Source organism: Pseudomonas sp. V98_8, from assembly GCF_029967975.1.
Classification (GTDB): domain Bacteria; phylum Pseudomonadota; class Gammaproteobacteria; order Pseudomonadales; family Pseudomonadaceae; genus Aquipseudomonas; species Aquipseudomonas umsongensis.
The window spans coordinates 1-12,091 of the sequence record NZ_JASCAE010000101.1; the positions used below are offsets into that span (position 1 = coordinate 1).

At 61.7% G+C, this 12,091-nt stretch carries 11 protein-coding genes; 9 read left to right on the plus strand and 2 right to left on the minus strand.

The annotated features are described in order from the left end of the window. Positions 1-91: 91 nt before the first annotated feature. Positions 92-580 (minus strand): Bkd operon transcriptional regulator BkdR, encoded by a 489-nt coding sequence (bkdR, locus tag QLG10_RS28955; RefSeq protein WP_008059350.1) that lies wholly within the window; start codon positions 578-580, stop codon positions 92-94. Positions 581-765: 185 nt separating this feature from the next. Here bkdR and QLG10_RS28960 point away from each other — a divergent pair, with 185 nt between their 5' ends. From QLG10_RS28960 to QLG10_RS28980, 5 genes are all read left to right on the plus strand, one after another. Next, on the plus strand, positions 766-2,001 hold the full coding sequence (locus tag QLG10_RS28960) for a 3-methyl-2-oxobutanoate dehydrogenase (2-methylpropanoyl-transferring) subunit alpha (protein WP_083348943.1): 1,236 nt from the start codon (positions 766-768) through the stop codon (positions 1,999-2,001). Between the two features lies 1 nt (position 2,002). Next, the gene (locus QLG10_RS28965) at positions 2,003-3,061 is read left to right on the plus strand and encodes an alpha-ketoacid dehydrogenase subunit beta (RefSeq protein WP_020798523.1); all 1,059 of its coding nucleotides are present in this window, start codon (positions 2,003-2,005) and stop codon (positions 3,059-3,061) included. Beyond that, positions 3,062-4,333, plus strand: a complete 1,272-nt coding sequence (locus tag QLG10_RS28970; protein WP_110751457.1) for a dihydrolipoamide acetyltransferase family protein — start codon at positions 3,062-3,064, stop codon at positions 4,331-4,333. Between the two features lie 18 nt (positions 4,334-4,351). Beyond that, positions 4,352-5,734 (plus strand): dihydrolipoyl dehydrogenase, encoded by a 1,383-nt coding sequence (lpdA, locus tag QLG10_RS28975; RefSeq protein WP_248677132.1) that lies wholly within the window; start codon positions 4,352-4,354, stop codon positions 5,732-5,734. A gap of 220 nt (positions 5,735-5,954) precedes the next feature. Then, positions 5,955-6,974, plus strand: coding sequence for a branched-chain amino acid aminotransferase (locus tag QLG10_RS28980; RefSeq protein ID WP_110751453.1), 1,020 nt, complete (start codon positions 5,955-5,957; stop codon positions 6,972-6,974). A gap of 153 nt (positions 6,975-7,127) precedes the next feature. Here QLG10_RS28980 and QLG10_RS28985 read toward each other — a convergent pair whose 3' ends face one another. After that, positions 7,128-7,466, minus strand: a complete 339-nt coding sequence (locus tag QLG10_RS28985) for an FKBP-type peptidyl-prolyl cis-trans isomerase (RefSeq protein WP_110751451.1) — start codon at positions 7,464-7,466, stop codon at positions 7,128-7,130. A gap of 144 nt (positions 7,467-7,610) precedes the next feature. On the opposite strand from QLG10_RS28985, the gene QLG10_RS28990 reads away from it, so the two are divergent. From QLG10_RS28990 to QLG10_RS29005, 4 genes are all read left to right on the plus strand, one after another. Then, a complete protein-coding gene (locus QLG10_RS28990) occupies positions 7,611-8,666 on the plus strand; it encodes a M4 family metallopeptidase (protein WP_110751449.1) in 1,056 nt (351 codons plus the stop codon). After that, positions 8,663-8,986, plus strand: coding sequence for a protealysin inhibitor emfourin (locus QLG10_RS28995; RefSeq protein WP_110751447.1), 324 nt, complete (start codon positions 8,663-8,665; stop codon positions 8,984-8,986). The genes QLG10_RS28990 and QLG10_RS28995 overlap by 4 nt, the downstream gene beginning before the upstream one ends. Positions 8,987-9,091: 105 nt before the next feature. After that, complete coding sequence (locus QLG10_RS29000) at positions 9,092-10,900, plus strand: monovalent cation:proton antiporter-2 (CPA2) family protein (RefSeq protein ID WP_282488437.1); 1,809 nt, start codon at positions 9,092-9,094, stop codon at positions 10,898-10,900. A 57-nt stretch (positions 10,901-10,957) separates the two neighbouring features. Next, positions 10,958-12,049 carry a DNA alkylation repair protein gene (locus QLG10_RS29005; protein ID WP_282488438.1) on the plus strand — a complete coding sequence of 364 codons (1,092 nt, stop codon included), beginning with the start codon at positions 10,958-10,960 and terminating at the stop codon, positions 12,047-12,049. Positions 12,050-12,091: the final 42 nt, after the last annotated feature.

The window sequence follows — 12,091 nt, forward strand, 5'->3', positions numbered from 1 at the left end:
AAGGCTGCCCAAGGCAGCCTTCAGCTATGAAACATGTTTACCGGACACTAGTGACACGGAGCGTGGGAACGATCAAGGCAGGAGCACCGTATCAGGTACCCAAGGTCAAGCCGTTGGCCGGCAACGGCAACGCCGTCTTGTAGCGCACCTGCTTGAGCGCAAAGCTCGAACGGATATTGGCAACGCCGGGGACTTTGGTGAGGAAATCCATCATGAAGCGCTCCAGCGACTGAATGGTCGGCACCAGCACCCGAATCAGGTAATCCGGATCGCCGGCCATCAGGTAGCACTCCATCACTTCGGGCCGATCGGAGATCGCCTCTTCGAAATGCTGCAACGCCTCCTCCACCTGCTTTTCCAGGCTGACGTGGATGAACACATTGACGTGCAGCCCCAGCAGATCGGCATCCAGCAGGGTCACCTGCTCACGAATCAAGCCCAACTCCTCCATCGCCTTGACCCGGTTGAAGCATGGCGTCGGTGACAGGTTGACCGAGCGTGCCAGGTCGGCGTTGGTGATGCGTGCGTTCTCCTGGAGACTGTTGAGAATGCCGATATCGGTACGGTCCAGTTTGCGCATGAGACAAAAACACCTGTTTTTTATGTTTATGCAGATTTTTTATCTGGAAATGATCTTGAGCGCAACGAAACACAGAGAAATATTCTTCTTGGCCGGGCCTATGATTGTTGTAGGACAAGATTTCTTCCACCGAACGAAATCTGTCAGCTCACTACAAGAAATTCACAAGATCGAGCGTAGAAGCCATGAACCAAGCGTACGAACCGCTGCGCCTGCACGTCCCCGAACCCTCGGGTCGCCCCGGCTGCAAGACCGACTTCTCCTACCTGCACCTGACCGACGCCGGCACAGTGCGCAAACCCCCTATCGACGTGGAACCGGCTGACACGGCAGACCTGGCCCGTGGCCTGATTCGCGTGCTCGACGACCAGGGCAATGCCCTGGGCCCGTGGGCCGAAGGCGTACCGGTGGACATCCTGCGCAAAGGCATGCGTGCCATGCTCAAGACGCGGATCTACGACAACCGCATGGTGGTCGCCCAGCGCCAGAAAAAAATGTCGTTCTACATGCAGAGCCTCGGCGAAGAAGCCATCGGCAGTGCCCAGGCCCTGGCCTTGAACATCGACGACATGTGCTTCCCGACCTACCGCCAGCAAAGCATCCTGATGGCCCGCGACGTACCCCTGGTGGACCTGATTTGCCAACTGCTGTCCAACGAGCGCGATCCGCTCAAGGGACGTCAGCTGCCGATCATGTACTCGGTCAAAGACGCCGGTTTCTTTACCATCTCTGGCAACCTCGCCACCCAATTCGTCCAGGCCGTAGGCTGGGCCATGGCCTCGGCGATCAAGGGCGACACCAAAATCGCCTCGGCCTGGATCGGCGACGGTGCCACCGCCGAGTCGGACTTCCACACCGCTCTCACGTTCGCTCACGTGTACCGTGCGCCGGTAATCCTCAACGTGGTCAACAACCAGTGGGCCATCTCCACCTTCCAGGCGATTGCCGGTGGTGAAGCCACCACCTTCGCCGGGCGTGGCGTCGGTTGCGGCATCGCCTCGCTGCGGGTCGACGGTAACGATTTCTACGCGGTCTACGCCGCCTCTGCCTGGGCCGCCGAACGCGCGCGCCGCAACCTCGGCCCGACCATGATCGAATGGGTCACCTACCGCGCCGGCCCGCATTCCACCTCGGACGATCCATCCAAGTACCGTCCTGCCGACGACTGGAGCCACTTCCCGTTGGGCGATCCGATCGCGCGCCTCAAGCAGCACCTGATCAAGGTTGGCCACTGGTCCGAAGAAGAGCACACCGCCGTCAGCGCCGAACTGGAAGCCGAGGTGATCGCCGCGCAGAAAGAAGCCGAACAGTACGGCACCCTTGCCGGCGGCCAGATTCCAAGCGCCGCGACCATGTTCGAAGATGTCTATAAAGAGATGCCGGAGCATTTGAAGCGCCAGCGTCAAGAGCTGGGGATCTGACATGAACGATCACAACAACAATATCCAGCTGGATACCGCCATGACCACGACCACCATGACCATGATCCAGGCCCTGCGCTCGGCCATGGATGTGATGCTTGAGCGCGACGACAACGTCGTGGTGTTCGGCCAGGACGTCGGTTACTTCGGCGGCGTATTCCGCTGCACCGAAGGCCTGCAGGCCAAGTACGGCACCTCCCGGGTGTTCGACGCGCCGATCTCCGAAAGCGGCATCGTCGGCACTGCAGTAGGCATGGGCGCCTACGGGCTGCGCCCGGTGGTGGAGATACAGTTCGCCGACTACGTCTACCCGGCCTACGACCAGATCATTTCCGAAGCCGCGCGCCTGCGCTATCGCTCGGCCGGCGAATTCACCGCGCCGTTGACCTTGCGCATGCCTTGCGGTGGCGGTATCTACGGCGGCCAGACCCACAGCCAGAGTATCGAGGCCCTGTTCACCCAGGTGTGCGGCCTGCGCACCGTCATGCCGTCCAACCCCTACGACGCCAAGGGCCTGCTGATCGCCTCCATCGAAAATGATGACCCGGTGATCTTCCTTGAGCCCAAGCGCCTGTACAACGGTCCGTTCGACGGCCACCACGACCGTCCGGTAACCCCTTGGTCGAAACACCCCGCCGCGCAGGTTCCAGACGGCTATTACACCGTGCCGCTCGATGTCGCCGCCATTGCTCGTCCAGGCAAGGACGTCACGGTACTGACCTACGGCACCACTGTGTATGTGTCGCAAGTGGCCGCCGAGGAAAGCGGCGTGGATGCCGAGGTCATCGACCTGCGCAGCCTCTGGCCGCTGGACCTGGAAACCATCGTCAAGTCCGTGAAGAAAACCGGGCGCTGCGTAATCGTCCACGAAGCGACTCGTACTTGCGGTTTCGGTGCCGAATTGACGGCACTGGTGCAAGAGCACTGCTTCCACCACCTGGAAGCGCCGATCGAACGCGTCACCGGTTGGGACACCCCCTACCCGCACGCGCAAGAGTGGGCGTATTTCCCTGGGCCGTCCCGTGTGGGCGCGGCGTTGAAACGGGTCATGGAGGTCTGAATGGGCACGCACGTTATCAAGATGCCGGACATTGGCGAAGGCATTGCAGAAGTTGAGTTGTCACAGTGGCACGTCAAGGTCGGCGACATGGTCGTCGAAGATCAGGTGCTGGCCGATGTCATGACCGACAAGGCAATGGTGGATATTCCGTCGCCGGTGCATGGCAAGGTGATTGCCCTTGGCGGTCAGCCAGGTGAAGTGATGGCGGTCGGCAGCGTGCTGATCAGCATCGAAGTCGAAGGCGCGGGCAACGTCAGGGAGTCTGCGCAACCGGCACCGGTGAAAGAAGCACCGGTCGCTGCGCCGAAAATCGAAACCGCAGTGGAGACCAAACCGATCGCTGCCGCAACACCGAAAGCCGCCGCCTGCCAGGGGCCTATGGTGGCCCGCGAAGCCGATGAGCGTCCCCTGGCCTCCCCGGCAGTGCGCAAGCATGCGCTGGACCTCGGTATCCAGTTGCGCCTGGTTCGTGGCACCGGCCCGGCGGGTCGTGTGTTGCACGAAGACCTCGAGGCCTATCTGGCCCAGGGTCAGTCGAATGCGTCGACCGTCAGCAGCCCTTACGCCCAGCGCAACGACGAAGAACAGATCCCGGTGATCGGCATGCGGCGCAAGATCGCCCAGCGCATGCAGGACGCCACGCAACGCGCGGCCCATTTCAGCTATGTCGAGGAAATCGACGTCACTGCCGTGGAAGAACTGCGTGCGCACCTCAACGAAAAACACGGTGCCAGCCGCGGCAAGTTGACCTTGCTGCCGTTCCTGGTGCGCGCCCTGGTCGTCGCCCTGCGTGATTTCCCGCAGATTAACGCGCGCTACGATGACGAAGCCCAGGTCATCACCCGTTTGGGCGCGGTGCATGTCGGTATCGCCACCCAGGCCGATATCGGCTTGATGGTGCCCGTGGTGCGCCATGCCGAGGCTCGCAGCCTGTGGGACAGTGCCGCTGAAATCGCCCGCTTGGCCACGGCCGCCCGTAACGGCAAGGCCAGCCGCGACGAACTGTCCGGCTCGTCCATCACCCTGACCAGCCTCGGCGCGCTGGGCGGCATCGTCAGCACCCCGGTGCTGAACCTGCCGGAAGTGGCGATCGTCGGCGTGAACAAGATCGTCGAGAGGCCCATGGTGATCAAAGGCCAGATCGTGATCCGCAAGATGATGAACCTCTCCAGCTCCTTCGATCACCGGGTGGTCGACGGCATGGACGCGGCACAATTCATCCAGGCCGTGCGCGGCCTGCTCGAACAACCCGCCACCCTGTTTGTGGACTGATTTTTGCTGGAGAGCACCATGCAAACTTTACACACTACGCTGCTGATCATCGGCGGCGGCCCTGGCGGTTATGTGACGGCGATCCGTGCCGGCCAACTGGGCATCCCGACCATCCTGGTGGAAGGCCAATCCCTGGGCGGCACTTGCCTGAACATCGGCTGCATTCCGTCCAAGGCACTGATTCACGTGGCTGAACAGTTCCACCAGACGCAAAACCACAACCAGCATTCGGCCCTGGGTATCAGCGTTTCGGCGCCGACCCTGGATATCGGCAAAAGCGTGGAATGGAAGGACGGTATCGTCGACCGCCTGACCACCGGTGTCGCCGCCCTGCTGAAAAAGAACAAGGTCCAGGTCGTTCAAGGCTGGGCCAAGGTCGTCGACGGCAAAACCGTCGACGTCGGCGACACGCGCATCCAGTGCGAGCACCTGGTGCTGGCCACTGGCTCCAAAAGCGTGAACTTGCCGATGCTTCCTATTGGCGGGCCGATCATCTCCTCCACCGAAGCGCTGGCACCGACATCCGTGCCCAAACGCCTGGTCGTGGTGGGTGGCGGCTACATCGGCCTGGAACTGGGGATTGCCTATCGCAAGCTCGGTGCCGACGTCAGCGTGGTCGAAGCCCAGGAACGCATCCTGCCGGCCTACGACGGCGAACTGACCCAGCCCGTGCACGAAGAATTGAAGAAACTTGGGGTGAAGCTTTACTTGAAGCATAGCGTGCAAGGCTTTGATTCATCAGCAAATACCTTACAAGTACGTGACCCGGATGGCGGCATCCTGAACCTGGAAACCGATCAGGTACTGGTGGCCGTGGGACGCAAGCCAAACACCGAGGGCTGGAACCTCGAAGCGCTGGACCTTGCGATGAACGGCGCGTCGATCAAGATCGATCACCGCTGCCAGACCAGCATGCGCAACGTCTACGCCATCGGCGACCTCAGTGGCGAGCCGATGCTGGCCCACCGGGCCATGGCCCAGGGCGAGATGGTGGCCGAACTGATCAGCGGCAAGCACCGCGAGTTCAACCCCACCGCCATCGCCGCCGTCTGCTTTACCGACCCGGAACTGGTGGTAGTCGGCAAGACCCCGGACGAGGCCAAGGCGGCAGGTCTTGACTGCATCGTGTCGAACTTCCCGTTCGCCGCCAATGGCCGGGCAATGACGCTGGAGTCCAGGAGCGGCTTCGTGCGCGTGGTCGCTCGTCGGGACAATCATCTGATCGTGGGCTGGCAGGCGGTGGGCGTCGGCGTCTCCGAATTGTCCACGGCATTCGCGCAAAGCCTGGAAATGGGTGCGCGGCTGGAAGACATCGGCGGCACCATCCATGCGCATCCGACGTTGGGCGAAGCGGTGCAGGAAGCGGCGTTGCGTGCCTTGGGGCATGCATTGCACCTCTAAACCCAACGCAAGATCGTTGCCACGCGCTGCGTGGGAATGCAGCCCGGGACGCTCCGAGTCCCAAGAGCGGAGCGTCCATTGAGGCATTCCCGCGCAGAGCATGGGAACGATCAAAAATCCGGGCTGCGAAATGGGTCCGGAATGAAGTATTGTTGTCCCCATCCAGAAAACGTCAGAAACATTGAACCGTTTCGGCGGTTGTTAAGTGATAGAGGGTGTCATGGGTAACGAAAGCATCAATTGGGACAAGCTGGGTTTTGACTACATCAAGACCGACAAGCGCTATCTGTCGCACTGGCGTAATGGCGAGTGGGACGCAGGCACCCTGACCGAAGACAATGTGCTGCACATCAGCGAAGGCTCCACAGCCCTTCACTATGGCCAGCAATGCTTCGAGGGCCTGAAGGCCTACCGCTGCAAGGACGGTTCGATCAACCTGTTCCGCCCGGACCAGAACGCCGCACGCATGCAACGCAGCTGCGCGCGCCTGCTGATGCCACAGGTGTCCACCGAGCAGTTCATCGAAGCGTGCAAGGAAGTGGTGCGCGCCAACGAGCGTTTCATCCCGCCTTACGGCACCGGCGGCGCGCTGTACCTGCGTCCGTTCGTGATCGGCGTGGGTGACAACATCGGCGTGCGTACCGCGCCCGAGTTCATCTTCTCGATTTTCTGCATCCCGGTCGGCGCCTACTTCAAGGGCGGCCTGACCCCGCACAACTTCCTGATCTCCAGCTACGACCGCGCGGCCCCGCAAGGCACCGGCGCCGCCAAGGTCGGTGGCAACTACGCCGCCAGCCTGATGCCAGGCTCCCAGGCCAAGAAGGCCCACTTCGCCGACGCCATCTACCTGGACCCGATGACTCACACCAAAATCGAAGAAGTCGGTTCGGCCAACTTCTTCGGGATCACCCACGACAACAAGTTCGTGACCCCGAACTCGCCGTCGGTGTTGCCGGGCATCACCCGCCTGTCGCTGATCGAGCTGGCCAAATCGCGCCTGGGCCTGGAAGTGATCGAAGGTGACGTGTTCATCGACAAGCTGTCGGACTTCAAGGAAGCCGGCGCTTGTGGTACCGCAGCCGTGATCACGCCAATCGGCGGCATCAGCTACAACGACCACCTGCACGTGTTCCATAGCGAAACCGAAGTCGGCCCGATCACCCAGAAGCTCTACAAAGAGCTGACCGGCGTGCAAACCGGCGATGTCGAAGCGCCAGCGGGCTGGATCGTCAAGGTTTGACCTGACGTCCACGGCAATAAAAAAGCGCCGCCCCCGAATTCGAGGGCGGCGCTTTTTTTTGCCGCTCTTTCCCCTGTACGATTCGACATGCTCGCTCCTACAGGGATACAAACGGTCTCAACGGATCGGCGTTCGAGTTTCCATGCTCCACACTCAATCGTCCCGCGTCAGCACTTCCAGCAATTCAATCTCGAATATCAGGTTCGAATTCGGCGGGATCTTGCCCATCGTGCGCTCGCCGTAGGCCAGGTGCGCCGGGACCAGCAATTTGCGCTTGCCACCGACCTGCATGCCCATCAGGCCCTGGTCCCAACCCTTGATCACCCGACCGGTGCCGATCACGCACTGGAACGGCTTGCCTCGACTGTAGGATGAGTCGAATTCGCTACCGTCCTCCAGCCAGCCGCGGTATTGGGTGGTGATCAGTGCGCCTTTGACGGCGGTCTTGCCGTCACCCGGTTCAAGATCAATGATTTGCAGTTCGTCGTTCATGTTCTTAACTCATCTACAGTGCCCTGGACTTGCGGGCGCGGACGCAGGTTTTCGCAGAAACCGCTGCCAATGGCAACCGGCGGAACCGAATACCCCTGCGCCGCTCACATAAGTATCGACTTCGTGCTCAGAAAGGATGCTCTGATGACTGACCTGCGCAGTTTCATTCCCCCCTACATTCTGCACCGTATCGTCGCGCATGGATCTGAACACCAGCGTTCCAGCGCAATGAGCACATTGGCCCATGTGCGTACCCTTCGGCATACGCCTGGCCCACCGGTGCGTCCGGCTGCCGCCGCGATCCTGCCGGCACCCGCCAAACGTGGCCAGGTGCAGCGCAGTGTGCATGATGCCCAGGGCAAGATGCTCCTGCCCGGCATGCCGGTGCGCCTCGAAGGTCAGGCGCCGAGCGGTGATCCGGCGGTCGATGAGGCCTACGACGCGCTGGGGGCCAGCTACGATTTCTTTTGGAAAGTGTTGGGCCGCGACTCCATCGACGATAAGGGTTTTGCCCTGATCGGCAGCGTGCATTATGGCCAGGACTATGAGAACGCCTTCTGGAACGGTTCGCAGATGGTCTTCGGTGACGGCGATGGCGAAATCTTCCAGCGCTTCACCCGTTCGCTGGACGTGGTCGGGCACGAGCTGACCCACGGCGTGGTCGAGAGCGAAGCGGGCCTGGTGTACGCCGACCAGTCCGGGGCGCTGAATGAATCGCTGTCGGATGTGTTTGGCGTGCTGACCAAGCAGTATCTACTGGGGCACACCGCCGACCAGGCGGACTGGCTGATCGGCGCGGATTTGCTGACCCCGCGCATCAAGGGCGTCGGTTTGCGCTCGATGGCCCACCCGGGCACCGCCTATGACGACCCGCTGCTGGGCAAGGACCCGCAACCGGACCATATGCGCAAATTCGTGATCACCCAGGAGGACAATGGCGGCGTGCACATCAATTCCGGTATTCCCAATCGGGCGTTTTACCTGGCCGCCAAGGCCTTGGGTGGATTCGCCTGGGAAGCAGCCGGGCTCATCTGGTACGACGCACTGTGTGACAAGCGCTTGAGCCATGAGACGTCATTCAGTGCCTTTGCAAAACTCACCGTCGAGCATGCGCGTCGGCGCTTCAGCGCCAATGAAGCGCGGGTGGTGCACCGCGGCTGGTCACAGGTAGGCGTCGATACGACGCAGGAGGCACCATGAAAACCCTGCCGACACTGGACGACCGGGCCGTTGTGCGCCTGTCGCGCCAAGGTGGCTTCGCCGCGATCCAGGCCCTGACGCGCCCCCGGGAAATCGAATTTGCGCAATGCGATCTCGAGCAGCGTTCGCGCCTCTGTGGCCTGCTCGAAGGGTGCCTGCCGCTGGCCGACTCGGCCTCGGGCGGGGGGGATCAGCGCTTTTACCAGATCGAGCTGCACTACCGCGCAGGCGAACAGGACGACCAGATGGTGCTGAAAGTACCGGAAAACCAGGCCCCCGCTGAGCTTGTACGGCTCTGGGACCTGGGCGAATTGTTGTAGTGCGGTGGCGATGTCCGCTCGACAACTGTTTTGCGCGATAGCCTTGAACCCAGACCAGCCTTTATCCTTGTCGACCCGCCGTACCGAGTTGATGGAGTTTTTCTAATGCCCCATGAAGGCAGTCTGTTGCAAGCCGCAGTCGTATTTCTGCTCGCCGCCGTGCTCACCGTTCCCCTGGCCAAGCGCCTGCAATTGGGCGCGGTGCTGGGTTATCTGTTTGCCGGCGTGATCATCGGCCCCTCGGGGTTGGGCTTGATCGGCAATACGGAAAGTGTCGCGCACATCTCTGAACTCGGCGTGGTATTGCTGCTGTTCATCATCGGCCTGGAGTTGTCGCCACGACGCTTGTGGGTGATGCGCAAGGCGGTGTTCGGCGTCGGTCTGGCGCAAGTACTGCTGACAGGTGCGCTGCTGGGCGTATTGGCGCTGTATGTCTTCGGGCAACCGCTGAACACCTCGATCGTGCTGGGCCTGGGCCTGGCGCTGTCGTCAACCGCCTTCGGCCTGCAAAGCCTGGCCGAGCGCAAGGAACTGACCAGCCCCCACGGACGACTGGCGTTCGCGATCCTGCTGTTCCAGGACATCGCCGCGATCCCGCTGATCGCCATGGTGCCGCTGCTGGCAGGCAGTAGCGCAAACGTCAGCGCGGTCGACGATGTCAACCAGGGCCTTCGCGTGCTGGTCAGCATTGCCATTGTGGTGATCGGCGGACGCTACTTGCTGCGTCCGGTGTTTCGCGTGGTCGCCAAGACCGGCTTGCCGGAAGTGTCCACCGCGACCGCCTTGCTGGTGGTGATGGGCACCGCCTGGCTGATGGACCTGGCCGGTATTTCAATGGCCCTCGGTGCATTTCTTGCCGGCTTGCTGCTGGCAGACTCCGAATACCGGCACGAGCTGGAAGCACAGATCGAACCCTTCAAGGGCCTGCTGTTGGGGCTGTTCTTCATGAGTGTCGGTATGGGCGCCAACCTCGGCCTGCTGTTGCGCGAGCCAATCGTGGTGCTGGGGCTGACCGTGCTGCTGATCGCTGTCAAGCTGCCGTTGCTGTTTGTCGTCGGCCGCCTGGCCGGCGGTTTGAACAAGATCAGCGCCATTCGCCTGGGCATCGTGCTGGCGGCGGGTGGTGAGTTTGCCTTTGTGGTGTTCAAGATCGGCCGTGATCATGGTTTGTTCGATACACGCCTGCACGACTTGCTGGTGCTGGCGATCACCCTGTCGATGGCGTTGACGCCTCTGTTGATGTTGTTGTGCGCCCGACTGGTTAGCCCGAAGGTGCAACCGGTGGTGGTTCCGGAGCAGTTTCGCGCAATCGACGCCGATGAGCCCCGTGTGGTGATCGCCGGCATGGGCCGTATGGGGCAGATCGTCGCGCGTATCCTGCGGGCTCAGAATATCAAGTTCGTGGCCCTCGACACCTCGGTGGAAACCATCGAACTGTCGCGCAGCTTCGGCGGCGTACCTGTGTATTACGGCGACCCGATGCGTCCGGAAATCCTCAGCGCGGCCAAGGTCGCCGATGCCGAGTTCTTCGTCATCGCCACCGACGACCCGGACACCAACATCAAGACCGCCGAACTGGTGCACAAGTTGTACCCGCACATCAAGATCATTGCCCGCGCCCGTAACCGCCAGCATGTGCATCGTCTGGTGGACCTGGGCGCCCATGCGGTGCGCGAAACCTTTTACTCCAGTCTGGAAATGAGCCGGCAGACATTGATCGGCCTGGGACTGACGCCCGAACAGGCCGATGCCCGGATCAAGCGCTTCAAGCATCATGATGAACAGGTGCTCGATGCCCAGCACGCGATTTACGACGACGCGGTGAAGGTCAAGCAGACGGCGCAGGAAGCGCGGGCGGAACTGGCACGGCTATTCGAATCGGACCAGTTGGAAGAGCAGGCGAAGAACGGTTGAGATGAACTTGCCGGCCCCCTGGCCGGCAACCCGCCCCTATCACACACGGACTCCAACATGGCTGGCGACACCGCTCTCAAGGAAATCTTCAACGCCGAGCGCCTGCGGCACATCGCCGCCGAGATGACAGCGGTGTATCCCGACTTCGACGCCAAGGGTTTCCTGAAACTGGCCAACCATGGCCTGGCCGAATTGTCGGTGATGCAGCGCCTGGCGCGGGTCAGCGAATGCCTGCACGCGGTATTGCCGCTGGGTTATGAAGCGTCGCTGGAAGTGCTGCGCGCCCTCGCCCCTCGCCTCAACAGCGGTTTTGTCAGCATGTGCCTGCCGCATTACGTGGCGACCTATGGTGCGGAGCGGTTCGAACTGTCGATGGAGGCGCTCAAGTACTTCACTGCGTTCGGTTCTTCGGAATTCGCCATCCGCCATTTCCTGCGCGACGATTTGCAACGCTCGCTGCAATTGATGCACGACTGGTCGCTGGACGCCAACGAACATGTCCGGCGCCTCGCCAGCGAAGGTTGCCGGCCGCGCCTGCCCTGGTCGTTTCGCCTGGAGCCGGTCCAGGCCGACCCGCGACTGGCCGCCGGGATCCTCGACAACCTCAAGGCCGACCCCAGCCTTTACGTGCGCAAGTCCGTGGCCAACCACCTCAACGACATCACCAAGGACCAACCCGAGTGGGTACTGGACCTGATCGAGGGTTGGTCGCTGGACAACCCGCACACCGCATGGATCGCCAGGCATGCCCTGCGCAGCCTGATCAAACAAGGCAACCTGCGCGCCTTGGCGATCATTGGCGCGGGGGGCAAACCTGAGGTCCAGATCATCGATGTGCAGGTCAATCCGCCGGTGATCGGGCTCGGCGAAAAAATCACCCTGTCCTTTGCGGTCAAGTCCACGGTACACAACAGCCAGCGCCTGGTGATCGATTACGCCATCGACTACGTCAAGGCCAATGGCAGCACCTCGGCCAAGGTCTTCAAGCTCAAGGCCCTGACGCTACCAGGCAACGCCACACAACCGATCACCCGCGGCCAGCACATCAAGGAACTGACCACCCGCCGGCATTACGCGGGCAGGCATGCGGTGCATGTGCTGGTGAATGGCGAGCGGTTGGCCAGTACGGCCTTCGAAATCCTCGCCTGAAACACGGTCTCCCTCTGTAGGAGCTGCCGCAGGCTGCGATCT